Annotated in this window: 20 protein-coding genes; 6 read left to right on the plus strand and 14 right to left on the minus strand. The window is 59.9% G+C overall.

The features are described 5' to 3' along the window. Positions 1-117 precede the first annotated feature (117 nt). The 4 genes from AC0Z4S_RS13300 to AC0Z4S_RS13315 form a co-directional block, all read right to left on the minus strand. Entirely contained in the window at positions 118-3,417 is a 3,300-nt protein-coding gene (locus tag AC0Z4S_RS13300) for a DEAD/DEAH box helicase (RefSeq protein WP_485623347.1), read from the minus strand. Between the two features lie 9 nt (positions 3,418-3,426). After that, positions 3,427-4,164 carry an S-methyl-5'-thioinosine phosphorylase gene (locus AC0Z4S_RS13305; RefSeq protein ID WP_485623348.1) on the minus strand — a complete coding sequence of 246 codons (738 nt, stop codon included), beginning with the start codon at positions 4,162-4,164 and terminating at the stop codon, positions 3,427-3,429. A gap of 13 nt (positions 4,165-4,177) precedes the next feature. Beyond that, positions 4,178-5,188, minus strand: coding sequence for a beta-N-acetylhexosaminidase (gene nagZ / locus AC0Z4S_RS13310; protein ID WP_313005772.1), 1,011 nt, complete (start codon positions 5,186-5,188; stop codon positions 4,178-4,180). Between the two features lie 158 nt (positions 5,189-5,346). Further along, the gene (locus AC0Z4S_RS13315) at positions 5,347-6,054 is read right to left on the minus strand and encodes a TetR/AcrR family transcriptional regulator (protein WP_042609037.1); all 708 of its coding nucleotides are present in this window, start codon (positions 6,052-6,054) and stop codon (positions 5,347-5,349) included. 229 nt (positions 6,055-6,283) lie between these two features. Here AC0Z4S_RS13315 and lexA point away from each other — a divergent pair, with 229 nt between their 5' ends. Then, a complete protein-coding gene (lexA, locus tag AC0Z4S_RS13320) occupies positions 6,284-6,892 on the plus strand; it encodes a transcriptional repressor LexA (RefSeq protein ID WP_485623349.1) in 609 nt (202 codons plus the stop codon). Positions 6,893-6,902: 10 nt separating this feature from the next. After that, positions 6,903-7,376 carry an SOS-induced cell division inhibitor SulA gene (gene sulA, locus AC0Z4S_RS13325; RefSeq protein WP_485623350.1) on the plus strand — a complete coding sequence of 158 codons (474 nt, stop codon included), beginning with the start codon at positions 6,903-6,905 and terminating at the stop codon, positions 7,374-7,376. Between the two features lie 97 nt (positions 7,377-7,473). On the opposite strand, the gene AC0Z4S_RS13330 is transcribed toward sulA, so the two are convergent. From AC0Z4S_RS13330 to AC0Z4S_RS13360, 7 genes are all read right to left on the minus strand, one after another. Next, positions 7,474-7,707, minus strand: a complete 234-nt coding sequence (locus AC0Z4S_RS13330) for a hypothetical protein (RefSeq protein WP_003226592.1) — start codon at positions 7,705-7,707, stop codon at positions 7,474-7,476. Between the two features lie 106 nt (positions 7,708-7,813). Beyond that, a complete protein-coding gene (locus AC0Z4S_RS13335) occupies positions 7,814-8,338 on the minus strand; it encodes a DUF6586 family protein (protein WP_485623351.1) in 525 nt (174 codons plus the stop codon). A gap of 144 nt (positions 8,339-8,482) precedes the next feature. Continuing rightward, the gene (gene topA / locus AC0Z4S_RS13340) at positions 8,483-11,116 is read right to left on the minus strand and encodes a type I DNA topoisomerase (RefSeq protein ID WP_485623352.1); all 2,634 of its coding nucleotides are present in this window, start codon (positions 11,114-11,116) and stop codon (positions 8,483-8,485) included. 114 nt (positions 11,117-11,230) lie between these two features. After that, on the minus strand, positions 11,231-11,467 hold the full coding sequence (locus AC0Z4S_RS13345; RefSeq protein ID WP_129999685.1) for a DUF1653 domain-containing protein: 237 nt from the start codon (positions 11,465-11,467) through the stop codon (positions 11,231-11,233). 93 nt (positions 11,468-11,560) lie between these two features. Beyond that, complete coding sequence (fadA, locus tag AC0Z4S_RS13350; protein WP_016775495.1) at positions 11,561-12,736, minus strand: acetyl-CoA C-acyltransferase FadA; 1,176 nt, start codon at positions 12,734-12,736, stop codon at positions 11,561-11,563. A gap of 29 nt (positions 12,737-12,765) precedes the next feature. Next, the gene (gene fadB / locus AC0Z4S_RS13355) at positions 12,766-14,913 is read right to left on the minus strand and encodes a fatty acid oxidation complex subunit alpha FadB (protein ID WP_253503838.1); all 2,148 of its coding nucleotides are present in this window, start codon (positions 14,911-14,913) and stop codon (positions 12,766-12,768) included. Positions 14,914-15,438: 525 nt separating this feature from the next. Continuing rightward, positions 15,439-15,876, minus strand: a complete 438-nt coding sequence (locus tag AC0Z4S_RS13360) for a hypothetical protein (protein WP_400504599.1) — start codon at positions 15,874-15,876, stop codon at positions 15,439-15,441. Positions 15,877-15,979: 103 nt separating this feature from the next. Here AC0Z4S_RS13360 and AC0Z4S_RS13365 point away from each other — a divergent pair, with 103 nt between their 5' ends. Continuing rightward, complete coding sequence (locus AC0Z4S_RS13365; RefSeq protein ID WP_122612722.1) at positions 15,980-16,417, plus strand: universal stress protein; 438 nt, start codon at positions 15,980-15,982, stop codon at positions 16,415-16,417. A 174-nt stretch (positions 16,418-16,591) separates the two neighbouring features. On the opposite strand, the gene AC0Z4S_RS13370 is transcribed toward AC0Z4S_RS13365, so the two are convergent. Further along, the gene (locus AC0Z4S_RS13370; RefSeq protein WP_116658582.1) at positions 16,592-18,514 is read right to left on the minus strand and encodes an ATP-binding cassette domain-containing protein; all 1,923 of its coding nucleotides are present in this window, start codon (positions 18,512-18,514) and stop codon (positions 16,592-16,594) included. A 214-nt stretch (positions 18,515-18,728) separates the two neighbouring features. On the opposite strand from AC0Z4S_RS13370, the gene AC0Z4S_RS13375 reads away from it, so the two are divergent. After that, positions 18,729-20,657: a transglycosylase SLT domain-containing protein gene (locus AC0Z4S_RS13375; RefSeq protein ID WP_485623353.1), complete on the plus strand. Its 1,929-nt coding sequence runs from the start codon at positions 18,729-18,731 to the stop codon at positions 20,655-20,657. A 119-nt stretch (positions 20,658-20,776) separates the two neighbouring features. Here the strand turns inward: AC0Z4S_RS13375 and AC0Z4S_RS13380 are convergent, their stop codons facing one another. Then, a complete protein-coding gene (locus tag AC0Z4S_RS13380; RefSeq protein WP_485623354.1) occupies positions 20,777-22,555 on the minus strand; it encodes an ABC transporter transmembrane domain-containing protein in 1,779 nt (592 codons plus the stop codon). 258 nt (positions 22,556-22,813) lie between these two features. Here AC0Z4S_RS13380 and AC0Z4S_RS13385 point away from each other — a divergent pair, with 258 nt between their 5' ends. Next, positions 22,814-22,993 carry a PA1571 family protein gene (locus AC0Z4S_RS13385; protein ID WP_253503851.1) on the plus strand — a complete coding sequence of 60 codons (180 nt, stop codon included), beginning with the start codon at positions 22,814-22,816 and terminating at the stop codon, positions 22,991-22,993. Positions 22,994-23,162: 169 nt separating this feature from the next. Here AC0Z4S_RS13385 and pdxB read toward each other — a convergent pair whose 3' ends face one another. Further along, positions 23,163-24,308 (minus strand): 4-phosphoerythronate dehydrogenase PdxB, encoded by a 1,146-nt coding sequence (gene pdxB, locus AC0Z4S_RS13390; RefSeq protein ID WP_485623355.1) that lies wholly within the window; start codon positions 24,306-24,308, stop codon positions 23,163-23,165. Positions 24,309-24,468: 160 nt separating this feature from the next. On the opposite strand from pdxB, the gene AC0Z4S_RS13395 reads away from it, so the two are divergent. Beyond that, positions 24,469-25,878, plus strand: a complete 1,410-nt coding sequence (locus tag AC0Z4S_RS13395) for an MATE family efflux transporter (protein ID WP_485623356.1) — start codon at positions 24,469-24,471, stop codon at positions 25,876-25,878. Positions 25,879-25,908: the final 30 nt, after the last annotated feature.

Below are 25,908 nucleotides of genomic sequence, written 5' to 3' on the forward strand. Positions count from 1 at the left end.
CGTCGCTGGGTAAAAAGCTTTCGCGAGCAGGCTCGCTCCCACACTGAATTCAGATGCACTGGAGATCCAATGTGGGAGCGAGCCTGCTCGCGAATGGCCCCACCCCGGTTTCAATCCCTACCTACAATCCCTGGAAACAGGCAAAGGCGCAAACAGCGCCTCGATATCACTCTGTTCCAGTTTGAATCCACCCGTCGTGCCACCTTCCAGCACCGCCCCGGCCAGCGCAGCCTTCTCCTGCTGCAACGCCTGGATCTTCTCCTCGACGGTGCCTTTGGCAATCAATTTGTAGACGAACACCGGATTGTTCTGGCCGATACGATAAGCCCGATCAGTCGCCTGATTCTCCACGGCCGGGTTCCACCACGGATCGAAGTGAATCACCGTGTCCGCCGCCGTCAGGTTCAGACCGGTGCCGCCGGCCTTGAGGCTGATCAGGAACAACGGCACTTTGCCGCCCTGGAAATTCTTGACCGGCGTGCGCCGGTCGGTGGTGTCGCCGGTCAGCAACGAATAGCCGAGCCCACGCTGCTGCAACTCCTCCTCGATCAGCGCCAGCATCGAGGTGAACTGGGAGAACAGCAGAATCCGCCGACCTTCGCCGAGCAATTCTTCGAGCATTTCCATCAGGCTGATCAGCTTGCCGCTGCCCGAGCGCAGCGCCTTGGCCGTGAGCGGCATGTTGATCAGGCGCAGATCGCAGCAGACCTGACGCAGCTTGAGCAGCGCATCAAGGATGATGATCTGACTGCGCGCCACGCCACTGCGGGCGATTTCGTCGCGGACCTTTTTGTCCATCGCCACGCGCACCGTTTCATAGACGTCGCGCTGACCACCGCTGAGTTCGACCCAGTGGATGATCTCGGTTTTCGGCGGCAACTCGGTGGCGACCTGATCCTTCTTGCGCCGCAGCAAAAATGGTTTGATGCGCGCCGTCAGGTGTTGCATGCGCTGGACATTGCCGTGCTTTTCGATCGGCGTGCGGTAATCGCGGTTGAACGACTTGCTGTCGCCAAGCCAGCCGGGCATCAGGAAATGGAACTGCGACCACAGCTCGCCGAGGTGGTTCTCCAGTGGCGTGCCGCTCAGACACAAGCGCTGACGGGCCTGCAAGTCACGTGCGGCCTGCGCGGCTTTGCTCAGCGGGTTCTTGATGTTCTGCGCTTCGTCAAGAATCAATACACTCCACGCCTGCGGCTGCAACGTTTCCAGATCCCTGGGCAGCAATGCGTAAGTGGTCAGCACCAGGTCGTATTCGGCAAGATTGGCGAAGTCCTTTTGCCGCCCGGTCCCGTGCAGCGCCAGGACTTTCAACTGCGGCGTGAAGCGCTCGGCTTCATCGAGCCAGTTGGGAATCAGGCTGGTCGGCATCACCGCCAGTGCCGGGCAATCGAGACGCCCGGCGTGTTTTTCCGTAAGCAGATGCGCCAGGGTCTGCAGGGTTTTGCCCAGGCCCATGTCATCACCAAGAATACCGCCGACCTCCAGCTCGCGCAGCGTCTGCATCCAGTTCAGGCCTTCGAGCTGATACGGGCGCAGTTGCGCGTTGAGGCCGGCCGGCGCAGCAACATGGGCGTGACTGGAATTTTGCAGGCGCTTGGCAAAGGTCCGCAGACGTTCGCCGCCCTGCCAATCCAGCGGCACGCCATCGAGCATACTCAGGCGCGCGGCGTCTGGAGCGGTCAAGCGCAGTGCATCGCCCTGGTGTCCGCCCAGGTACAACTCGCCCAGCGTGGCCATCAGCGGTTTGACCCGACTCAGCGGCAACGCGACCTTGGCGCCCGCCGGGTCGCCAAAACCGCTGGGCTTGAGTTCGATCAGGAGTTTTTCGTCATCGCTGCGTTGCGCCAGATTGACCGGGTCGAGCAAGCGCGGCTGGGTGCGTAACAGGTGCAGAAGAATCGGCAACAAGCTGTAGCGCTCGCCGTTGACGACGATGCCCAACTGCAAATCAAACCACTGATGCCCGGCCTCTTCTTCAACCTCGGCGTACCACTGCTCAACCTGCTGCACATTGAAATGAAAACCGGGACTGATCTCGATTTCCCAGTCAGCGGCGCGCAGCGTAGCAAGCCCTTCGTGCATGAATCCGAGCCACGCGGAATCATCCGGCAAGGTAAACATCTCGCCGGGACGATCCATGGCGCTTTTGCGCGTGGCTTTCTTGAAGCCATGTTTTTGCAGGTTCTGGCGCAGCTTCTTTTCCAGCGCCGGCTGGCGTTGAATGCGCTGGGTTTCGCTGCCGTTGAGGATCATCACTTCCGGATTACGATCCACCGCCGGATGACCGTTGTAGGTAAACGCCAGCGCGGCGCGGTGCTCCAGCACATATTCCCAGCGCGAGCGTTCTCGACCGCTGACCAGGGTCAACTGCGGCTGCGGCAGCACGTCATCGATGATTCGTTCGGTGAGTTTGTGCGGTGGCGCAATTGGGGTCGCCGCGCTCATGCGATGACTGAACTGCATGGCCTGACGCGCCGGAATGTCAGGAGCCAGGGTCAAGTGGCAGGCTAGTTTTTCTTCCAGCTCAGTGAACAGCGGGCCAACCTGGCGCTGCTCGCGATCAAGGTAGTAAAGCGGCTCCAGCGCCAGCACGGTTTCCTGCGCGGCTTCGGCACTGCTCCACTGCGCGCGGAAGCCGCCGTCGGCCTGCTTGGCCCAAGAGAACTGGCCCACGCGTTTCCCGCCCGGTGCCAGTGGCTGCAAGTCTTCGAAGTCGAGGAACAGGCGCGAGGTGCGCAGGAGCATTTCCAGCAGTTCGGCGCCACTGCTGCCTTCCAGCGGATAGCCGCTGTAATAGGCGTGATGGGAATGCATGGCGACCAGCAGCCTGGCGACGCGCAGATCCAGCTCGGACAGATAACCCGGCTGGCGCATGAGCATTTCCGAGAGCGAGTACATCGGTTTGACTTCGCGTAACTCGCCGCTCTTGAGCTGGTAGACCTTGAAAATATCGAGCAGCCACTTGCCGTTCGCAGACGTCGGTTTGAGCTTGTAAAACAGACGCGTGCCCGCGGTTTGCGCACTTTCTTCAGCAGGCTTGGCCGGCACGGGAATTGTTGAAAGCCAATGCTCGAGCGCTCGCCCCAACGGGGTCTGTGCGTCACTTCCAGACGCATCCTCGCCAGTGCCCAGCAGGTGATAGAGCACCGCTGCGCTGTGCTTGCAGTCGATTGCAACAGGACAGCTGCACAGGCAACGCAGGTTTACCGACCCCAGCCGATCTTCGGAAAGGTAAATGCTTTGCGCATACGTCTGGGGGTGAGAACCGACGCAGAACGCCTCTATCTTCTTGTCATCGATCTCGAGGATCTCGACCCGGTCATCGGCGGCATAAGCCCGGGCCTTGGCCAACGCCTTGCTACTGAATGCGTGGGTCCATGTCAGCCCTTTGAGCCGTTCGATGAAAATGCTCATGGACAGTCCTTAGCTGGCCAGCACTCGTGCCAACGTTGATTTCACCTTGCCCATGCCGTCGTGCAGGGCCCGCTCGATTTCGGCCATGGTAATGACTTCGGTGGTCTTGCCCGCGGCTGGATTCACCACCAGTGCCAGACAGGCGTAATCCAGATCCAGCTCACGGGCCAGCGCGGCTTCCGGCATGCCGGTCATGCCGACGATGTCGCAGCCGTCACGTTCCAGTCGCACGATCTCGGCGACCGTTTCCAGACGCGGCCCCTGGGTGCAGGCGTAAACGCCCTGATCGCTGTATTCGCAGCCTTCGGCGGCAACCGCGGCAATCAGTCGCTGACGCAACGGCTCGCTGTAGGGAAAGCTGAAATCGATGTGGGTAACGTGTTCCAGATCATCGGCGAAATAGGTGTGCTCGCGTCCGCTGGTGTAATCGATGATCTGGTGCGGCACGCAGAAATGCCCGGTGCCCATGGCCGGGTGAATCCCGCCCACCGCATTCACGGCGATGATCGCTTCGGCACCGGCCTGCTTCAACGCCCACAGGTTGGCGCGGTAGTTGACCTTGTGCGGCGGGAAGCGATGCGGGTGACCGTGGCGGGCGAGGAACAGCACTTCCTTGCCGGCGTATTCGCCAATCTGCACCTCAGCCGAAGGCGCGCCGTAAGGAGTGTCGACTGCCAGCGACTGACGAATGCTCAGGCCTTCGAGCTGAGTCAGGCCGGTGCCACCGATGATTGCGTAAACGGTCATAACGAAAAAATCCTTAATCGATCAGTTGAGCATCTTTGAGCGCGCCGAGGGCGGTGAGCCAACGCGGGTCCTGACGATAATCGGTGCTGGCGAAGGCCTGACCGCGCATCTTCGCGATGCGTGCGGACGGCTTGACTTTCATGCGCTGGGCGGCGCTGAGGGCCAGTTCGGCAGCGGCGCGGTCGTTGCACACCAGACCCATGTCGCAGCCAGCAGTGAGTGCGGCTTCGATGCGACTGGCGGCGTCGCCGACCACATGGGCGCCGGCCATCGACAGATCATCGCTGAAGATCACGCCATCGAACTGCAACTCGCCGCGCAGGATGTCCTGTAGCCAGCGCCGGGAGAAACCGGCGGGCTGTGAATCGACTTGCGGATAGATGACATGGGCCGGCATGACGGCGGCCAGTTGTTGGCTGAGTCTGGCAAACGGCACGAGGTCGTTGGCGCGGATCTCGTCGAGGCTGCGCTCGTCGTTCGGGATCGCCACGTGAGAGTCGGCTTCAGCCCAACCGTGGCCGGGGAAATGCTTGCCGGTGGCGGCCATGCCGGCGCTGTTCATGCCGCGAATGAATGCGCCTGCGAGCAAGGCAGCACGCTCGGGATCGCCTTCGAAAGAACGGGTGCCGACCACGGCGCTGCGCTGATAGTCCAGATCCAGCACCGGGGCGAAACTCAGGTCGAGCCCGACCGCCAGCACTTCGGTGGCCATGATCCAGCCGCATTGCTCGGCGAGGTATTCGGCGTTCGGGTTGTCGGCAATGGCGCGCATCGCTGGCAGACGGACGAAACCCTGACGCAGGCGCTGCACGCGCCCGCCCTCCTGATCCACCGCCAGCAACAGATCCGGGCGAATCGCGCGGATCGCGGCGCTGAGCTCGCGCACCTGGCGTGGATGCTCGATGTTACGGGCAAAAATGATCAGGCCGCCCACTTCGGGCTGACGCAACAATTGGCGATCTTCGGCCGTCAGCCAGGTACCGGCGACGTCCACCATCAACGAGCCTTGCAGGCCAGCAGTCATAGAGATTCCTTGAAAACGAAAAACCCGATCTGCCTCTGTCCGCTACCGTGGGCAGTGCCCGGACAGTCAGCAGAATTCATGCAGATCGGGTTCAGTACGAGAGTCGGCATGGCCGGCTAGCTTAGCGGATAGCAGCTGCCGCGCCCACCCGTGCGCGGTCAAACCTTGGCGGCGACCGGCGTGGACTTGCTGCGCGGACGCAATTGCGCGCTGGCCATGGCGGTATCGGTGACGCCGGTTTCAGCGCGCATGCCCGCCGCGAGGAACGGCACCATCAGGCGCATCACTTGCTCAATGGACGTGTTGACGCCGAAATCGGTTTCGGCAATCGCGCGCAAAGCCTTGATCCCGGACATGCTGAACGCGGCGGCGCCAAGCATGAAGTGTACGCGCCAGAACAGCTCGATCGGCGGAATGCGTGGCGCCGCTTCGTTGACCAGCAACATGTAGCGGCGGAACACCTTGCCGTACATGTCTTCCAGATAACGCCGCAAGTGGCCCTGGCTCTGGCTGAACGCGAGGCCGAGCAAACGCATGAAGATCGACAGATCGTTACCGCTGCGGGGCTGCACCACGAGCGCTTGCTCGACGAGGATTTCCAACAGCTCTTCGAGGGTCGGCTTGTTCTCCGGCTTGGCCTGCCGGCGCTCCAGCTCTTTATCGAGGCTGACGCAGAACGGTCCGAGAAAACGCGAGAACACGGCTTGAATCAGCGCTTTCTTGGAGCCGAAGTGATAATTCACCGCAGCCAGATTGACGCCAGCCTTGCTGGTGATCAAACGCAATGAGGTTTCAGCGAATCCTTTCTCCGCGAACAACTGCTCGGCAGCATCAAGAATGCGTTCAACGGTTTCCGACTGGGCCATGGCTACTCCGCCTGACAAACACTTGTTTGAAACATACGTTTCAGCCTGTGCCTTGTCAAGCCTGCCGGTTCGTTTTGGGAATGGTCGGTCAGCTATTTAACCACACAAGGCACCAGCGTTAATAAGTCCCCTTCGCGACCACTCGGCGGGCGGGGAAAAAACGCCCATTGCCAACACCGCTTCACTGTATATAATCCCAGTCACTGTATAAAAAGACAGAGCGATCAATATGCTAAAGCTGACGCCACGCCAGGCCGAGATTCTGGCCTTTATCAAACGTTGCCTCGAAGACAACGGCTATCCGCCCACCCGTGCGGAAATCGCTCAGGAATTGGGTTTCAAATCGCCCAACGCGGCGGAAGAACATCTCAAGGCCCTGGCCCGCAAAGGCGCGATCGAGATGACCCCGGGTGCTTCCCGCGGCATCCGTATTCCCGGCTTTGAAGCCAAGGCCGACGACTCCACCCTGCCGATCATTGGCCGAGTGGCTGCCGGCGCGCCGATCCTCGCCCAGCAGCACATCGAAGAATCCTGCAACATCAACCCGACCTTCTTCCATCCTCGCGCCGACTATCTGTTGCGTGTGAATGGCATGAGCATGAAGGACATCGGCATCTTCGACGGTGACCTGCTGGCAGTGCACACCACCCGTGAAGCGCGTAACGGCCAGGTTGTGGTTGCCCGTATCGGCGACGAAGTGACAGTCAAACGCTTCAAGCGCGAAGGCAGCAAAGTCTGGCTGATCGCCGAAAACCCCGAGTTCGCCCCTATCGAAGTCGACCTGAAAGATCAGGAACTGGTGATCGAAGGCTTGAGTGTCGGCGTCATTCGCCGCTAAAGGAGGCTCCATGCAGTTCCCACACACACCTCAGCAAACACAACTGCCTTTATTCGAAGCGTTTCTGGCGCAGCCTATGGCGCCGATTCTGAAAGACGTGGTCGAGCGTGATTGGAATGCCAAACCCGATGCCTTCAGTGAGCTGTCACTGCGTGGTGCTGCCGGGAACTGCCTCAACCTGCTCGCGCCGATCCTGCGTGAGCTCAGCGAGGATCAGGATGCTCGCTGGCTGACGCTGATCGCACCGCCCGACAGTCTGACGCAAACCTGGCTACGCGATGCCGGTCTGAACCGCGAACGCATTCTGCTGCTGCAACCGCGCGGCACTCAAAGTGCTCAGCAACTGGCGTGTGAAGCACTGCGCCTGGGTCGCAGCCATACGGTAGTTACCTGGCTCAACCCGCTGAATGCCAATTCGCGGCAACAACTGATCAGCGCCGCGCGTACGGGCGAAGCTCAGAGCCTGAACATTCGTTTGGGTTGATTAATGGGTGATGCACGCTGTTTGAAGCGCAGGGCTTCTCAATGGATAGAGAAGCCGATCTGAAGCGCAAGCGATCGAGAAAAGGTCAAGGCGTGGATCAATGAAGAACCCGCGGCCCCTCTTCCTTATCAAACTCGCCTTCAACCATACGACCTGCCATCTGCACGCCGACGCTCAACATCGCTTTGGCGATTTCAACGTGCTGGCCTTGCAGGAATGCCTTGGCATCCTCGGAGAAATCCAGCGTCACCAGGGAACCTTCGTCCTCAGCCCTGCGCAGTTCAATTCGGCCGTCTGGTAACTCGACAATTTCTAGAAAGGACGTTGGCATATAAGTCTGTTCTCCACGAAAGGCAGCGATTATATAGACATCATTCGAGCTTCGCTCGGGATCTTGACCAGCAGCATGTTTCAGATTGCCACTGCATCAAACCCCGTCAGCACTCGTTCAAGCCTTCACGGAATCTGATAGCCAAGCCTTTGAGGCTCTGTCGCCAGCTCTCCAGCTCCTCCCGAGTCAGCTCTTCTGACGCCTCTTCTTCATCCAGGTTGACGGCCTGAATCAGCGGCTGTGTCACGTCGCCTTTCGGCTTGCGTGGCACCCTGGGAGGTTGAAACAGTGCCGCGTGCGCCGCCAGCAGTTTAGCCAGCCAGGTTTCCGGATTCCCGGCCAGCTCGACCATTTCTGCCAGCTCCGGGATAGCGATCGATTCCAGAACTTCCCGCTTCAGCAACTCCTCCGCCCTCGGCGAATTGGCCTGCGGCAGCCGGTAAAAGCCGGCAATCTCATGGCAAAGACCCAGCAGTGCGCCGTAGAGGTGGAACAACGCCGACTCACGCCCGGCCTGAATCAGCGCCAGAGAATTCATCGCCCGCCCTTCTTCAGCACGAGCCAGAGCTTCCAGTGACAGGCCGGCGAAATAGATCTTCTGGTTGGTGCGGGTATAGAGTTCGTGGGCCATGACGGCAGCCTCCACAACGAAATAATTGCTTCACACAGGCCGGACAGTGTCGTGGATCAGCCAATGCCACCGCAAGCACAAAACAAAAAGGCCGCATGAAATCCTTGAGGTTTCATGCGGCCTTTTCGTTGTTCAGACTAACGCTTACTCAGCCTTGGCCTTCGCGCTGCGCTTGTCTTCCACTGTCCACTTGCCACCGTCGTAATACGCTTTCCAGCCTGTCGGCTTGCCGTCGACTTCGGTCTGTACGTATTGCTCCTTGGTCTTGCGGCTGTAGCGGATGACCGCTGGCAGACCGTCAGGATCCTTCTGCGGAGCTTCGCACAGGAAGTGATACTTCGGATCAATCTCGTCCTTGTGCGGCAGAATCTCGATCACCAGCGGAGCACGGGTCTCGCGGTTTTTCGGGAACTGACTGGCGGCCAGGAACAGACCGGACGCACCGTCACGCAGGATGTAGGTGTCGTTGACCTTTTCGCATTTCAGCTCAGGCATCTTCACCGGATCCATCTTCGGTGGCGCTGCGTCACCGCTCTTCAGCAGTTTGCGGGTGTTTTTGCACTCCGGGTTGGTGCAGCCGAAGAACTTGCCGAAACGACCGGTCTTGAGCTGCATCTCACTGCCGCATTTGTCGCATTCCAGACTAGGACCTTCATAGCCCTTGATGCGATAGCTGCCTTCTTCGATTTCATAACCGGCGCAATCCGGGTTGTTGCCGCAGATGTGCAACTTGCGCTTTTCGTCCAGCAGGTAGGCGTCCATCGCCGTACTGCAGATCGGGCAGCGATGCTTGCCACGCAGGACCAGCGATTCCGATTCGCCCTCGTCGTCCGCGGCAATTTCATCGCCCGGCACCAGGTTAACCGTGGCCTTGCAGCGCTCTTTCGGCGGCAGGCTGTAGCCCGAGCAGCCAAGGAACACGCCAGTCGATGCGGTACGAATCTGCATCGGACGACCGCACGTGGTGCACGGAATGTCGGTCATGACCGGCTGGTTGGCGCGCATGCCGCTGTCAGGGTTTTCCGCTACTTCGAGTTTCTTCTTGAAGTCGCCGTAGAACTCGTCCAGCACGTTTTTCCAGTCGCGCTCGCCCTGCGCCACGTCATCGAGGTTCTCCTCCATGCCGGCGGTGAAGCCGTAGTCCATGAGATTGGAGAAACTTTCCGAGAGTCGCTCAGTGACGATGTCGCCCATCTTTTCCGAATAGAAACGACGGTTGTGCAGCGTCACATAACCGCGATCCTGAATGGTCGAAATGATCGCAGCGTAGGTCGAAGGACGACCAATGCCGCGTTTTTCCATTTCCTTGACCAGACTGGCTTCGGAATAACGCGCCGGTGGCTTGGTGAAATGCTGCGACGGATCGAGCTTGATCAGCTTCATCACATCGCCTTGCGCCATATCCGGCAGTACATCGTCATCGCCAGGCTTGGCGATCTGCGGCATTACACGGGTGTAACCGTCGAACTTGAGGATACGGCCCTTGGCGCGCAGCTCGAAGTCGCCAGCGCCTACGCTGACGGTGGTCGACAGGTACTGCGCCGGCAGCATCTGGCAGGCGAGGAACTGGCGCCAGATCAGCTCGTACAGACGCTCGGCATCGCGCTCCATACCCGCCAGCTTGCTCGGCGTGGTGTTGGCGTCGGACGGACGAATCGCTTCGTGAGCCTCTTGCGCGCCTTCCTTGCTGCTGTAGACGTTCGGCGTTTCCGGCAGGTACTTCTTGCCGAATTCGTCTTCGATGTAAGTGCGCGCCATCGCCACGGCGTCGGCCGAGAGATTGGTCGAGTCGGTACGCATGTAAGTGATGTAGCCGGCTTCGTACAGACGCTGGGCCATCATCATGGTTTTCTTCACGCCGAAACCGAGGCGGTTGCTCGCAGCCTGCTGCAAGGTCGACGTAATGAACGGCGCCGACGGCTTGCTGCTGGTCGGTTTGTCTTCGCGCTTGACGATGCTGTAGCTGGAGGACTTGAGCTTCTCCAGCGCAGCCATGGCCTGGGCTTCGTTCAGCGGCTTGAAGGCTTCGCCTTTTTCCCGAGCCACTTCGAAACGCACGGTCGAGCCTTTGGTGGTACCGAGATCGGCATGCACTTCCCAGTATTCTTCGGGATTGAACGCACGGATTTCGCGCTCACGCTCGACCACCAGCTTCACGGCAACCGATTGCACGCGACCGGCAGACAGGCCACGGGCGATCTTCGCCCACAGCAGCGGCGAGACCATGTAGCCGACGACGCGGTCGAGGAAGCGACGCGCCTGCTGGGCGTTGACACGATCGATGTCCAGCTCGCCGGGCTCGGAGAAGGCTTCCTGAATCGCCTTCTTGGTGATTTCGTTGAACACCACGCGCTTGTAACGGCTGTCGTCACCACCGATGGCTTCGCGCAGGTGCCAGGCAATGGCTTCCCCCTCGCGATCCAAGTCGGTTGCGAGATAGATGGTGTCAGCATCCTTGGCGAGCCGGCGCAGCTCTTCGATCACCTTCTCTTTGCCTGGAAGGATCTCGTACTGAGCTTTCCAGCCGTGCTCGGGATCGACGCCCATGCGCGAGACCAGCTGCTTGCGCGCTTTGTCTTTCGGCGAGAGCACCGGACCTTCGCCCGCAGCGGCCTTGCCACGCTTGGCGGCTGGCTCTTTGCTGGCGCTAGCCGAACCGCTGGTGGGCAGGTCTCGGATATGGCCGATACTCGACTTCACCACGTATTGGTTACCCAGATACTTGTTGATGGTCTTGGCCTTAGCCGGGGATTCCACAATGACCAGCGATTTGCCCATGGATCAGAAAATTCCTGAATTCTAGAAGTGAAAGGCGGTTGGCGCCTGACGCGGCACCGCTATATATAGTTGATACAAGGTGAGGTCAAGCGCAGGGTTGTCTGCGCAGTCGCCTCAAACCTTGGCAAAAAGGCTCGGTTCGGCTTGCACCAAAGCAAAGCGCGGCACCTGCTCGCCGTCAACCTCGACCGACTCGACGAACATGCTCAGCGGGCGCACCCAAAAGCCGTAATCGCCATACAGGGCTTGGTAAAAGACCACTTCTTCTTCGGTTTCGGAATGCCGCGCAACACTGAATACACGGTATTGCGGACCTTTGTAATGTTGGTAGAGCCCAGGTTGTATCGGCATGCTTCGGCCCTCACTGAAATCTTTTCGAAAATAAATAAAAAACCCAAAAACAAAAACCGGGGCACTGGGCCCCGGCTTCCATCGACGAGACGCTTAAACGCGTTCGAAGACGGTGGAGATGCCTTGGCCGAGACCAATGCACATAGTGGCCACCCCGAAGGTGCCGCTATTCTGCTTCATCACGTTCAGCAGGGTGCCGGAAATACGCGCACCGGAGCAACCGAACGGGTGACCCAGGGCGATCGCGCCGCCGTGCAGGTTAACCTTCTCGTTCATCTTGTCGAGCACTTTCAGATCTTTCAGCACTGGCAGAGCCTGTGCGGCGAAAGCTTCGTTGAGCTCGAAGAAGTCGATATCGTTGATGCCAAGGCCCGCACGTTTCAAGGCTTTTTGTGTCGCCGGCACTGGACCATAGCCCATGATTGCCGGATCCACACCCGCTACTGCCATCGAACGGATCACCGCCATCGGCTGGATACCCAGGTCCTGTGCACGTTGCGCCGACATCACGATCATGCACGAGGCACCATCGGTGATCTGCGACGAAGTGCCCGCCGTCACGGTACCGCCCTTCGGATTGAATGCCGGCTTGAGCGCCGCCAGACTTTCCAGGGTAGTTTCCGGACGAATGGTTTCGTCATAGTCGTACAGTTTCAGGAAACCGTTCTCGTCGTAACCCTGCATCGGGATGATTTCGTCTTTGAACTTGCCTTCCACGGTTGCCTTGTGGGCCAACTGGTGGGAACGCACGCCAAACGCGTCCTGCTGCTCACGGGTAATGCCGTGCATCTTGCCGAGCATTTCAGCGGTCAGGCCCATCATGCCCGAGGCTTTCGCCGCGTACAGCGACATGTGCGGGTTCGGATCGACACCGTGCATCATGCTCACGTGGCCCATGTGCTCGACGCCACCAACCACGAACACGTCACCGTTGCCGGTCATGATCGCTTGCGCAGCGGTGTGCAGCGCGCTCATCGACGAGCCACACAGGCGGCTGACGGTCTGGCCGGCCGAGGTGTGCGGGATCTGTGTCATCAGCGACGCCATGCGCGCTATGTTCCAGCCCTGCTCCAGGGTCTGGTTGACGCAGCCCCAGATCACGTCCTCTACTTCCGCCGGGTCGACCTTGCTGTTGCGTTCCAGCAGTTTGCTGATCAGGTGCGCCGACATGTCTTCAGCGCGGGTATTGCGGTGCATGCCGCCCTTGGAGCGGCCCATCGGAGTACGACCGAAGTCGACAATCACGACGTCTCTAGGATTCAAGCTCATAAGTTCACTCTCACTCTAGTTGGGGGCGCTTAACCGAAGAAGCGTTGGCCGTTTTTGGCCATTTCGCGCAGCTTCGCGGTCGGGTGGTACAGCGCGCCCAAATCAGCGTACTGGTCAGCCAGGGCAACGAACTCGGCAACACCGATCGAATCGATGTAGCGCAGCGCACCGCCACGGAATGGAGGGAAACCGATACCGTAGACCAGACCCATGTCGGCTTCGGCGGCGGTTTCAACGATGCCGTCTTCCAGGCAGCGCACGGTTTCCAGGCACAGCGGGATCATCATCCAGTTGATGATGTCTTCGTCAGTGACTTCGCGCTGCTCGTAAACGATCGGCTTGAGCACTTCCAGCACCGACGGATCGGCGACTTTCTTCTGCTTGCCTTTCTTGTCGGCCTCGTAGGCGTAGAAGCCCTTGCCGTTCTTCTGGCCCAGGCGTTTGGCTTCGTACAGCACGTCAATAGCCGAACGACGGTCATCCTTCATGCGGTCCGGGAAACCTTCAGCCATGACGTCACGACCGTGGTGACCGGTGTCGATGCCGACCACGTCCATCAGGTACGCCGGGCCCATCGGCCAGCCGAATTTTTCCATGACCTTGTCGATACGCACGAAGTCGACACCGGCGCTGACCAGCTTGGCGAAACCGCCGAAGTACGGGAACAGCACGCGGTTGACCAAAAAGCCCGGGCAGTCATTGACGACGATCGGGTTCTTGCCCATTTTCTTGGCGTAGGCAACGGTGGTGGCAATGGCCAGCTCGCTGGACTTCTCGCCACGGATCACTTCCACCAGCGGCATCATGTGCACCGGATTGAAGAAGTGCATGCCGACGAAGTTTTCCGGACGCTTGAGGGCCTTGGCCAGCAGGCTGATGGAAATGGTCGAGGTGTTGGACGCGAGAATGGTGTCCTCTTTGACCTTGTCTTCGACTTCAGCCAATACCGCTTGCTTGACCTTCGGGTTTTCGACCACAGCTTCGACGACCAGGTCGACATGTCCGAAATCGCCGTAGGACAGGGTCGGACGAATGCCGTTGAGCACTTCCGCCATCTTCGCGGCGGTCATGCGACCTTTGTCAACGCGACCAACCAGCAGCTTGGCGGCTTCGGCCAGACCCTGTTCGATACCGTGCTCGTTGATGTCCTTCATCAGGATCGGCGTGCCTTTGGAGGCCGACTGATAAGCGATACCGCCACCCATGATGCCGGCGCCGAGTACGGCAGCCTGCTTCACGTCCTTGGCGATTTCGTCGTAGGCCTTGGCCTTTTTCTTCAATTCCTGATCGTTCAGGAACAGGCCGATCAGGCTCTGCGCAGCAGAGGTCTTGGCCAGTTTGACGAAGCCTGCAGCTTCCACTTCCAGTGCCTTGTCGCGACCGAAGTTCGCGGCTTTCTGGATGGTCTTGATCGCTTCAACCGGCGCCGGATAGTTCGGACCGGCCTGGCCAGCCACGAAACCTTTCGCGGTTTCGAAAGCCATCATCTGCTCAATGGCGTTCAATTTGAGTTTTTCAAGTTTCGGCTGACGCTTGGCCTTGTAATCGAACTCGCCGGAGATGGCGCGCTTGATCAATTCAAGTGCAGCTTCCTGCAATTTCTCAGGGGCAACCACGGCGTCGACGGCGCTGACTTTCAGCGCGTCTTCAGGGCGATTTTCCTTGCCGGCGGCAATCCACTCGATGGCGTTGTCGACACCGATCAGGCGTGGCAGGCGTACGGTGCCGCCGAAGCCCGGGTAGATGCCCAGTTTGACTTCCGGCAGACCTATCTTGGCCTTGGTGGACATGACGCGATAGTCAGCCGCCAGGCACATTTCCAGACCGCCACCGAGGGCGATGCCGTTGATGGCCGCGACGGTTGGGACGTTGAGGTCTTCGAAATCGCTGAAGATCTTGTTGGCTTCGAGATTGCCAGCAACCAGCTCGGCATCCGGCAGCTTGAAGTTGTCGACAAATTCGGTGATGTCGGCGCCGACGATGAACACGTCCTTGCCGCTGCTGACGATCACACCCTTGATCGAAGCATCTGCCTTGATGGTGTCTACGGCCTGACGCAGTTCGTTCAGGGTTAGACGGTTGAACTTGTTGACGGACTCACCCTTGAGGTCGAATTTCAATTCGACGATGCCACTTTCAAGAGCGTTAACCGTGATGGCTTTACCTTCGTAAATCATCAACTGATCTCCACGATATGGAAGCTGAACAGTACACGTCGGAGGCAGGCATATGGCTCAGAAGGACGCTTGTTCGTCGATGCTGATACCTGTCCGCCTGGCACACCCGCCAACGCGATAGTCGGGATTCTGTAGGAGCAGTCTGTAAGACAAACGCTCAATTCATACGCCCGTTTGATTCGGGTACGTCACATTCACGGAATTTCAGACAATTGTCAATCGCCCTAAATTCGGGCTGAAAAGCGACTTTGCAGTCATTCTTGCACCATGATGAGTAGCAACACGCGCCCGCATGGCCAGTCATTCATAGAATCAATAGTTAGAAAAGTCGCCCTAATTCCCGACGTCCCCTGTTCAGAAGGCTACGCTAGGTGGACATTCAGAGAATGTGCCGGGGCGCACAAAGCGCCTGCCGTGAAAAAGATTACCGGCCTGCCTGGCCATCCCGCCCGACGAATCATGTCGGGCTTTTTATTGCGCGTCTGCCGGACGTTTCACACCGTTGCAGTGAGAAAAGTCCACACATCACGCCAGCGCTTTCAAGGTCGCATCGATATCCTGCAAAACCGTCGCCTCGCCCTTCTCGCCCCAGTACAAGGCGATCATCTGCCTGTCCGCTTCGATCTTGAAAACATTGCCCGGCAATTTTTCGAAATAATCGAGCAGCGTCCGGTCATCGCAGACTTCTTGCCATTGATTGACCCAAACGCCCGGGGTTTTCTGCCAGTACGTCCAGCACGCGGGCTGACTGCCACGCCGCGGCCGGTGGTACTGGGCGCAGGGATTAGGCGGCTCAGGCAACAGCCAGTGCGGCCACTCCTGCGGCGCCAGTTGCATGGCCAAGCCGATGCGTCGCGCCTCCATGCGCAGGGCCATACGCCCGCTCTGCGTACGCGATGGGCGCAACCACGCCAGCGGACTTAAAACTACCAGCAGGATTGACACCACCAGCCAGACCGTCATATCTGTACTCCCGATTTTTGATGAGCCCATTGTGTCACTAGCGAACCAATGCGCTTGAAACCAGCCATACTTACCAATATCGAACCCTCAGGAGGAGCACCTCATGCCCTACCACCACATACTGGTCGCTGTAGATCTGACCGAAGAGTGCGACCCTGTGATCCACCGCGCCCGCGAGCTGTCGGTGAGCAACGGTGCCAAGTTGTCGCTGGTGCATATCGTTGAACCGATGGCCATGGCGTTCGGCGGCGACGTGCCGATGGACCTGTCACAACTGCAACAACAGCAGTTCGATCAGGCCAAGGAACGTCTGGAAAAACTGAAATCGAAATATCCCGAGCTCGAAGGCGCCAATTGCCATCTGACCTACGGCCAGCCACGCCAGGAAATCCATCACTTCGCCAAGGAACAAGCGTGCGATCTGATCGTGGTCGGCAGCCACGGCCGTCACGGCCTGGCGTTGTTGCTTGGCTCGACTGCCAACGACGTGCTGCACGGTGCGCCTTGCGATGTACTGGCGGTGCACCTGGTCAAACGCTGAAATAATGTTCCATGTAGGAGTGAGCCTGCTCGCGAAAGCGTTCTGACAGTCGACAAATTCGTTGAATGCCAAACCGCTATCGCGAGCAGGCTCACTCCTACAAGGGAACTGCGTTTACATATGAAAAGCCCGGCGCTCATTACTGAGCGCCGGGCTTTTTCATATCAGGATCAATCAGGCATCCAGCTCGGCCCAACGCTCAACCAACGCATCCAGTTCGGCCTGCAGTTGCTCCAGCGAAGCTATCACCTTGGCCGTTTCCGCCGGCGGACGCTGATAGAAACCGGCCTCAGCCATTTCCGCCTCAACCGCCGCAATCTGCTGTTCCTTGGCGTCGATATCGCCCGGCAAGGCTTCCAGCTCGCGCTGCAGCTTGTAGCTCAACTTCTTCTTTGCAGCCGGTGCAGCAGCGGCAGGCGCAGCAACCACAGCAGGTTCAGCGGTAACCACCGCTGAATTCAGGTCCGCCTTGCCCGACTTGCTTTCAGTCACGCCCAGCAGGCGCGGCGAGCCGCCCTGACGGATCCAGTCCTGATAGCCACCAACGTACTCACGAACCTTGCCTTCGCCCTCGAAGACCAGCGTGCTGGTGACCACGTTGTCGAGGAATGCCCGGTCGTGGCTGACCATCAGTACGGTGCCGTTGAAGGTCAGCAGCACTTCTTCGAGCAGCTCGAGAGTTTCCACGTCGAGGTCGTTGGTCGGTTCGTCGAGTACCAGCAGGTTGGCCGGTTTGCTGAACAGCTTCGCCAGCAACAGTCGTGCGCGCTCACCACCCGACAACGCCTTGACCGGCGTGCGCGCACGCTGCGGGCTGAACAGGAAGTCGCCGAGATAGCTCAGCACGTGGCGGCTCTGCCCGTCGATGTCGATGAAGTCGCGACCTTCGGCCACGTTGTCGATCACGGTTTTCTCCAGATCCAGCTGATGGCGCAACTGGTCGAAGTAAGCCACGTCGATGCGCGTGCCCTCTTCGACTTTGCCGCTGGTCGGTTGCAGACCGCTGAGCATCAGTTTCAGCAGTGTGGTCTTGCCGGTACCGTTGGCGCCGAGCAGACCGATACGGTCGCCGCGCTGCAGGACCATGGAGAAATCCTTGATCAGGAACGGCCCGCCCGGGTGCGCGAAGCTCACGTTCTCCAGCACCATCACCTGCTTGCCGGACTTGTCGGCGGTTTCCAGCTGGATGTTGGCTTTGCCGGTACGCTCGCGACGCTCACTGCGCTCGACGCGCAGGGCTTTAAGCGCACGCACGCGGCCTTCGTTACGGGTACGCCGGGCCTTGATGCCCTGGCGGATCCACACTTCTTCCTGAGCCAGGCGCTTGTCGAACAGCGCGTTGGCGGTTTCTTCAGCGGCCAGCGCCGCCTCTTTGTGCACGAGGAAACTGGCGTAGTCGCCGTTCCAGTCGATCAGCCCACCGCGATCCAGTTCAAGAATGCGCGTGGCGAGGTTCTGCAGGAAGGAACGGTCGTGCGTGATGAACAGCACGGCGCCCTGGAAATCCTTCAATGCCTCTTCGAGCCAGGCGATCGCACCGATGTCCAGGTGGTTGGTCGGTTCGTCGAGCAGCAGCAGATCCGGTTCGGACACCAGCGCCTGCGCGAGCAGGACGCGACGACGCCAGCCGCCGGACAGCTCGGCGAGGGTCTTGTCGGCCGGCAGTTGCAGGCGGCTGAGGGTGCTGTCGACCAGCGTCTGCAAGCGCCAGCCGTCACGGGCTTCGAGATCGTGCTGGACGTGCATCAGCTTGTCCAGATCGGCGTCGGTGACGATGTTCTGGCTCAGATGGTGATATTCGGCGAGCAACGCGCCGACGCCGTCGAGGCCTTCGGCAACCACATCGAATACCGTCCGGTCGTCGGCCACCGGCAATTCTTGCGGCAATTCGCCGATTTTCAGACCGGGGGCACGCCACACCGAGCCGTCGTCGGGCTTCTGGTCGCCCTTGACCAGTTTCATCATGCTGGACTTGCCAGTGCCGTTGCGGCCGATGATGCACACCCGCTCTCCACGGGCGATCTGCCAGGATACCTTGTCCAACAACGGCATAGCGCCGAACGCAAGGGACACATCGCTGAATTTGAGCAGGGTCATGAGCTTCTCCAAAAACCGGGGGCGCATTCTACCCGACTTGAGGCTTCAGCAGGCCGGCAATTTGTCGGTCGAAGCACTCTGCACAACATTTGTTGCGAACTTGTGCAGCGAGGCTCGCAAAGCTTTCGCCGCTTGCTGGCAAAAGGCTAAGCTACAGGCAATTCAGTGCGGATTTCGGTCAGCACTTGTCATGATTTCTCTGCCCGGATGTCTCATGCGCAGTCGCCTTCTCAGTGTTTTGTCCTGCTTGTTACTCACCGCCGCTGCCGCTCAATCCGTCCAGGCGGTGGACCTTTCCACCCAACGCCAGTATTACGATGAAGCCAAACGCGCCCTGGCCAAGGGCGATACCGGCCCGTATTTCCGCTATAGCCAGGCGCTGGCCGATTATCCGTTGGAACCGTACCTGGCCTACGACGAACTGACTGCGCGCCTGAAGACGGCGAGCAATGCGGAGATCGAGAAATTCCTCGCCGAACACGGCGACCTGCCGCAAGCCAACTGGATGAAACTGCGCTGGTTGCGCTGGCTCGCCGACCGCGGCGACTGGGCGACCTTCGTCAAGTACTACGATCCGAAGCTGAACTTCACCGAGCTCGACTGCCTCAACGCGCAGTATCAGATCAGCCACGACAAGAAAGCCGAAGGCTATGCCAGCGCGGAAAAGCTCTGGCTGACCGGCAAGTCGCAGCCGGCCGCCTGTGACGCCTTGTTCGGCATCTGGGCTGCCGACGGCCAGCTGACCGAGCAGAAACGCTGGGAGCGCACCAAGCTCGCCGCGCAAGCACGCAATTATCCGCTGGCCAACAGTCTGATCAACGGCCTGACCACCCTCGCCCCGCGCGGTCGTTTGCTGATCGACGTGGCGCAGAAACCCGAACTGCTCAATCAGCCGTCGCGCTTCACCCCGGCCGACGAGCCGATGTCCGACGTGGTTAGCCTCGGCCTGCGCCGCCTCGCCAGGCAGGACCCGGACAAGGCCATGGCCTTGCTCGACGGTTACGCCAGCAGCATGCATTTTTCTCGTGATGAAAAAGTCGCGATCGCCCGTGAGATCGGTCTGACCCTCGCGCGCCGTTTCGACAGCCGCGCATTGGACGTGATGACCAAATACGATCCGGAGCTGCGCGACAACACCGTCTCGGAATGGCGCCTGCGCCTGCTGCTGCGTCTGGCACGCTGGAACGATGCCTACGAACTGACCAAACGTCTGCCGCAAGACCTGGCCACCACTAACCGTTGGCGCTACTGGCAGGCGCGCAGCCTGGAACTGGCCCAGCCGCAGAACCCGCAAGCGCTGACCCTGTACAAGAATCTGGCGCGGGAACGGGACTTCTACGGCTTCCTCGCCGCTGACCGTTCACAGTCGCCTTACTCGCTGAACAACAAGCCGCTGGTGCTCAGCCAGGCACTGATCAACAAGGTTCGCAACACCCCCGGTGTACGTCGTGCGCTGGAGTTTCACGCGCGCGGGCAGATCGTCGACGGGCGTCGCGAGTGGTATCACGTCAGCCGCCATTTCAATCGCGATGAAATGGTCGCCCAGGCCAAGCTGGCCTACGACCTGAAGTGGTACTTCCCGGCGATTCGCACCATCAGTCAGGCGCAGTACTGGGACGATCTGGACATCCGCTTCCCGATGGCGCACCGCGATACCCTCGTGCGTGAAGCCAAGGTTCGCGGCCTGCATTCGAGCTGGGTGTTCGCCATCACCCGGCAGGAAAGCGCCTTCATGGACGACGCGCGCTCCGGCGTCGGCGCCAGCGGTCTGATGCAATTGATGCCCGGCACCGCCAAGGAGACCGCACGCAAGTTCAGCATTCCGCTGGCCTCGCCACAGCAAGTGCTCGATCCGGACAAGAACATCCAGCTCGGCGCCGCTTATCTGAGCCAGGTGCACAGTCAGTTCAACGGCAACCGCGTGCTCGCCTCCGCCGCTTACAACGCGGGCCCCGGCCGCGTGCGTCAGTGGCTGCGCGGCGCCGATCACCTGAGCTTCGACGTCTGGGTGGAAAGCATCCCGTTCGACGAAACCCGCCAGTACGTGCAGAACGTGCTGTCGTACTCGGTGATCTATGGTCAGAAGCTCAACTCGCCACAACCGCTGGTGGATTGGCATGAGCGGTATTTCGATGATCAATAACAGGTAATTCCGGTTACGTAGGAGCTGCCGAAGGCTGCGATCTTTTGATCTTGCTTAAAAAATGCCCGCATCTGACTGCGGGCATTTTTACATCAAAAGATCGCAGCCTTCGGCAGCTCCTACGAGTCCACTGCGTGGCCATCATTGAACTGCAATGCCGCCAGCCGCGCGTACAGCGGATTGCTGGCGATCAATTGCTGGTGTGTCCCCACCGCGACCAGCTTTCCATGATCCATCACTGCAATTCGATCAGCGTTCTTCACCGTGGCCAGTCGGTGGGCGATCACCAGCGTGGTGCGGTTTTCCATCAGCGTTGGCAGGGCCTGCTGGATCAGATGCTCGCTCTGTGCATCGAGGGCGCTGGTGGCTTCATCCAGCAGCAGGATCGGCGCGTCCACCAGCAAGGCGCGGGCGATAGCCAGGCGCTGGCGCTGACCGCCTGACAGTCCAAGGCCGCCGTCGCCGAGATGAGTCTGATAGCCGTCCGGCATCTGTTCGATGAAGTCGTGGGCGTGGGCGATTCGCGCAGCTTCCTTGACCTGCGCAAGCGTGGCGGTAGGGCAGCCATAGCGAATGTTTTCCTCCACACTGCCGAAGAACAGCGCAGGGGTTTGCGAGACCAGTGCGAAACAGCGGCGCAGGTCCAGCGGATCAAGGCTGGTGAGCGGTACGCCATCGAGCAGAATCTGGCCCTCGCGTGGATCGTAGAAGCGCAGCAACAGGTCGTAGATCGTGGACTTGCCCGCACCAGACGGCCCTACCAGTGCAAGGGTTTCGCCCGCCCTCACCGTCAGATCCAAGCCGTCGACGGCGTAGCTTTCTGGACGCGACGGGTAGGAAAAGCGCACTTCCCTGAGCTCAAGCTCACCTCTGATCCGCGCGGGCAGCGTCACCAATCCGCTCGTCGGTGGCTGAATGATGTTTTCCGAGCGCAGCAATTCCGCGATCCGTTCGGCGGCGCCCGCAGCGCGCTGCAGCTCACCGATCACTTCGCTCAACGTACCGAACGCACTGCCGACGATCAGGCTATAGAACACGAACGCCGCCAGCTCCCCGGCAGAGATCCGACCTGCCATCACGTCCATACCGCCGACCCACAACATCACCGCCACCGCGCCAAGCACCAGCACGATCACCAGGGTGATCAACCACGCCCGCTGAAAGATCCGTTTGCGCGCGGTGTCGAACGCCTGCTCGACGGTCGAGGCGAAACGCTGCTCGTCCTGGACCTGGTGGTTGTAGGCCTGCACGGTTTTGATCTGACCGAGGGTTTCCGACACGTAACTGCCGATATCGGCGATCCGATCCTGGCTCTGGCGCGACAGATTGCGCACGCGGCGGCCAAATATGAGGATCGGCGCGATCACCAGCGGCAGCGCAATCACGACAATGCTGGTGAGTTTGGGATTGGTGATAAACAGCAACACCACACCGCCGATCACCATCAGCAGATTTCGCAGGAACAGCGAGAGCGACGAGCCGATCACCGATTGCAGCAGCGTGGTGTCGGCGGTCAGGCGCGACTGAATTTCCGAGCTGCGGTTGTCCTCATAAAAGCCCGGATGCAGATACACCAGATGATTGAACACCTGGCGACGAATGTCGGCGACCACGCGCTCGCCGATCCACGACACCAGATAGAAACGGGCGAAGGTGCCCAACGCCAGCCCGAGCACCAGCAGCATGAAAATGCCGATGGACTGATTGAGCAGATGCGGCGATCGGGTCATGAAGCCCTGATCCACCAACAACTTGATGCCCTGCCCCATCGACAAGGTGATGCCGGCGGTGACGATCAGGGCGAGTAACGCGCCAAAGGCATGCCAGCGGTACGGTAAGAGAAAATGACTGGTCAGGCGCAGGGCGCGCCGGTGTCGGGAAGAAAGCATGGAGATCATGGAGTTCACGTCTGCGCAAATGGATCGGGCCAGCCTACAGACTCAGATGGGGTGGAACTCTGTAAATCACAATGAGTCAGGTTAAATATGCCCGGGATGTCCGGATGCTAGAAACGATTGGTCTAAGGTCGCGGTTGAGACGAGCGGTCATTTCTGTTTGAGTAGAGATGCCGCCCGCCGACAGACCGCAGGGAGTTGTCACAGCCTGGTCACGTGGCGGTTTTAACTTAGGCACACAACCTGATGAGGAGACAGGCCATGTCCTTGCAACACAGCAGCGAAGACAAGATTGAAGTGATCCGCACCCAACCCGACCAGTCTCTGGGTTGCTCGATTATCGATAAGGACGGGCGCGAAGTACCGATCACTGAAAACATGATCCAGGACGCTTGCCGCGAACTGGAGAAGCGATTGGTCAAGCCTGCCGAACAAGAGTGATACAGCCACCGTCTTCCTGACCCGGCCCTGATTGGCCGGGTTTTTTATGCGCCTGATTTAGCTGCAAATCGTGTAGGAGCTGCCGAAGGCTGCGATCTTTTGATCTTCAAAAAGCAAGATCAAAAGATCGCAGCCTCGTTTCACTCGACAGCTCCTACAGCCAATGCCCTTATGGGACACGGATTGCCCCAAGCGCCTCGACAATCTGCCGCAACTCCGGCGCATCCCCTTCAATCCGCACCTTCAGCCCTTCGATCTCGCGTCGCACCGGATACTGCTTGCGCAACACATCAAACGCCGCACGCTGCTCAGCGACATTTCCAACGAGACTACGGCGGAAATCCGCGTCGTCGCGGCGCGGGTCGTACATGCTCCGGCACAACATCGCCAGCGCCCACGCCGGATCACTGTCGCCGTGCAGGGAAACTTCCGACAGCCACGGTGCGGGCAGCAGATCACTCAACTGGATAACCGCAGGCTGGCCCATGAAAGCGCAGAAGGCCTGATAGATCTGCGCGGTCCCACGTTGCTTGCCGTCGAGGCTGTAACCGGCAATATGTGGCGTCGCCAATACACAGAGTTCGGCCAGCGCAACATCGACTTCAGGCTCTTTTTCCCAGACGTCGAGCACTGCCTGCAGGTCTTCTCGCTCGAGCAGCACCTCACGCAGTGCAGCATTGTCCACCACAGGGCCGCGCGCCGCGTTGATCAACCATGCACCCTGCCTGAGTTGCTGTAGACGCTGTCGATCAAACAAATGCCAGGTCGCGTCGTCGCCACTACGAGTCAAAGGTGTATGCAGACTGATCACGTCGCACTGTTCGATGATCTGCTCAACGCTGACATAATCGCCGACCTCGGCAGCCTGACGTGGCGGATCGCAAACCTTTACGTTCCAGCCCAGGCCCTTCAGGACCTTGATCAAGCGACCACCGACTTCACCAGCGCCGACGACGCCGTACGTGCGCTGAGTCAGATCAACGCCTTCGATTTCGGCCAGCGTCATCAGACTGCCCAGTACGTAATCGACCACACCCCGGGCATTGCACCCCGGCGCGCTAGACCAGGAGATGCCGGCCTCGTTGAAGTAATCCAGATCCAGATGATCGGTGCCGATGGTGCAGGTGCCGACAAAGCGCACCTTGCTGCCCTCGAGCAGCGCACGATTGACGTTGGTCACCGAACGCACCAGCAACACGTCGGCCCGTTCGACCGTCGCACGGTCAATGGAGCGGCCCGGCACCCGGCGGATCTCACCGAAACCGGCAAAAAAGGCGTCGAGCAGCGGGATATTTTCATCGGCAACAATCAGCATGGCGGGCTCCTTGGGCGGATCGGCAGTTTAGGTGCAGACGGGTCGATCAGCCAGCAGCCTTTGCGCTTACAAATGCGCAACAGAGGATTTTTCCTGACCGAGGTGTCAGCGGCGTAGAATGCCCCGCCCCGTGCATCAATATTTTCTGGACGCTTTGCCTGTGAACCCTGTAATTGACCAACCTGTCGCTGTCTCCCTGACCCGCCCTGCGCGGATTCGTCTGGAGTTGAAAAACCTGCTCGCCCTTGCACTGCCGATCATCATCGCGCAACTGGCGACCACCGCCATGGGCTTCGTCGACGCAGTGATGGCCGGGCGCGTCGGGCCAAAGGATCTGGCGGCAGTGGCACTGGGCAACTCGATCTGGGTGCCGGTGTTTCTGTTGATGACCGGCACCCTGCTGGCCACCACGCCGAAAGTCGCGCAGCGTTTTGGCGCCGGCAAGCACAGCGAGATTGGCCCGATCGTGCGGCAGGCGCTGTGGCTGGCATTGGTGGTGGGATTGATCGCCACCTCGATGCTGGTCGCCGCTGAACCGGTGTTGCACCTGATGAAGGTCGACCCAGAGCTGATCGGCCCGTGCATGCAATACCTGCACGGCATCGCCAGCGGCTTGCCGGCGGTGGCCTTCTATCACGTGTTGCGTTGCACCAGTGACGGCATCGGCCGCACCCGCCCGGCCATGGTGCTGGGCCTGTGCGGTCTGGCATTGAACATCCCGCTGAATTACATCTTCATCTATGGCCACTTCGGCGTGCCGGCGATGGGCGGCGTCGGCTGCGGCTGGGCCACGGCGATCGTGATGTGGGTGATGGCGCTGGGGCTGGCCGGTTACGAACGCTGGGCGCCGGCCTATCGCTCGAGCGAACTGTTCGGCCGCTTCGACTGGCCGCAGTGGGCGGTGATCAAACGTCTGCTGTCGATCGGTTTGCCAATCGGCATCGCGGTGTTTGCCGAGTCGAGCATCTTTGCCGTGATCGCCCTGCTGATTGGCAGCCTCGGCGCGACGGTGGTGGCCGGCCATCAGATCGCGCTCAACGTCAGTTCGCTGGTGTTCATGATCCCCTATTCGCTGGGCATGGCGGTCACCGTGCGTGTCGGCCAGGCGCTGGGGCGCGAGGAACCGCGTGAGGCGCGTTTTGCCGCCGGTGTCGGCATGGGCACCGCACTGGCCTACGCCTGCCTGTCGGCGAGCCTGATGCTGTTGCTGCGCGAGCCGATTGCGTCGATCTATACCGCTGACCCAACGGTGATTCACATTGCGGCGATGCTGATTGTCTATTCAGCACTGTTCCAGTTTTCCGATGCGATCCAGGTAACTGCAGCCGGCGCGTTGCGCGGCTATCAGGACACTCGGGTGACGATGATCCTGACCCTGTTCGCCTATTGGGGTATTGGTCTGCCAGTCGGTTACGCGCTGGGCCTGACCGACTGGCTCGGCGAGCCACGTGGCCCGAGCGGCTTGTGGCAGGGTCTGATTGTCGGTTTGAGCTGCGCGGCGCTGATGCTGTCGATCCGTCTGACGCGCAGTGCGCGCAAGCGCATTCGGATCAGTCGTTCGGCGGGTTGATCAGCCATAAAAAAAGACCTGCATTTGCAG

The sequence above is a fragment of the Pseudomonas sp. 1L-B-1-E-C1 genome, from assembly GCF_057291835.1.

What these genes read in the sequence shown, in the direction of transcription:
- AC0Z4S_RS13370 (WP_116658582.1), bottom strand. Translation starts at nt 18,514, where the DNA reads ATGACCCTGCTCAAATTCAGCGATGTGTCCCTTGCGTTCGGCGCTATG.
- AC0Z4S_RS13315 (WP_042609037.1), bottom strand. Translation starts at nt 6,054, where the DNA reads ATGGCCCAGTCGGAAACCGTTGAACGCATTCTTGATGCTGCCGAGCAG.
- topA (WP_485623352.1), bottom strand. Translation starts at nt 11,116, where the DNA reads ATGGGCAAATCGCTGGTCATTGTGGAATCCCCGGCTAAGGCCAAGACC.
- AC0Z4S_RS13300 (WP_485623347.1), bottom strand. Translation starts at nt 3,417, where the DNA reads ATGAGCATTTTCATCGAACGGCTCAAAGGGCTGACATGGACCCACGCA.
- fadB (WP_253503838.1), bottom strand. Translation starts at nt 14,913, where the DNA reads ATGATTTACGAAGGTAAAGCCATCACGGTTAACGCTCTTGAAAGTGGC.
- AC0Z4S_RS13330 (WP_003226592.1), bottom strand. Translation starts at nt 7,707, where the DNA reads ATGCCAACGTCCTTTCTAGAAATTGTCGAGTTACCAGACGGCCGAATT.
- AC0Z4S_RS13380 (WP_485623354.1), bottom strand. Translation starts at nt 22,555, where the DNA reads ATGATCTCCATGCTTTCTTCCCGACACCGGCGCGCCCTGCGCCTGACC.
- fadA (WP_016775495.1), bottom strand. Translation starts at nt 12,736, where the DNA reads ATGAGCTTGAATCCTAGAGACGTCGTGATTGTCGACTTCGGTCGTACT.
- nagZ (WP_313005772.1), bottom strand. Translation starts at nt 5,188, where the DNA reads ATGACTGCTGGCCTGCAAGGCTCGTTGATGGTGGACGTCGCCGGTACC.
- AC0Z4S_RS13360 (WP_400504599.1), bottom strand. Translation starts at nt 15,876, where the DNA reads ATGACGGTCTGGCTGGTGGTGTCAATCCTGCTGGTAGTTTTAAGTCCG.
- sulA (WP_485623350.1), top strand. Translation starts at nt 6,903, where the DNA reads ATGCAGTTCCCACACACACCTCAGCAAACACAACTGCCTTTATTCGAA.
- lexA (WP_485623349.1), top strand. Translation starts at nt 6,284, where the DNA reads ATGCTAAAGCTGACGCCACGCCAGGCCGAGATTCTGGCCTTTATCAAA.
- AC0Z4S_RS13375 (WP_485623353.1), top strand. Translation starts at nt 18,729, where the DNA reads ATGCGCAGTCGCCTTCTCAGTGTTTTGTCCTGCTTGTTACTCACCGCC.
- AC0Z4S_RS13365 (WP_122612722.1), top strand. Translation starts at nt 15,980, where the DNA reads ATGCCCTACCACCACATACTGGTCGCTGTAGATCTGACCGAAGAGTGC.
- AC0Z4S_RS13345 (WP_129999685.1), bottom strand. Translation starts at nt 11,467, where the DNA reads ATGCCGATACAACCTGGGCTCTACCAACATTACAAAGGTCCGCAATAC.
- AC0Z4S_RS13385 (WP_253503851.1), top strand. Translation starts at nt 22,814, where the DNA reads ATGTCCTTGCAACACAGCAGCGAAGACAAGATTGAAGTGATCCGCACC.
- AC0Z4S_RS13305 (WP_485623348.1), bottom strand. Translation starts at nt 4,164, where the DNA reads ATGACCGTTTACGCAATCATCGGTGGCACCGGCCTGACTCAGCTCGAA.
- pdxB (WP_485623355.1), bottom strand. Translation starts at nt 24,308, where the DNA reads ATGCTGATTGTTGCCGATGAAAATATCCCGCTGCTCGACGCCTTTTTT.
- AC0Z4S_RS13335 (WP_485623351.1), bottom strand. Translation starts at nt 8,338, where the DNA reads ATGGCCCACGAACTCTATACCCGCACCAACCAGAAGATCTATTTCGCC.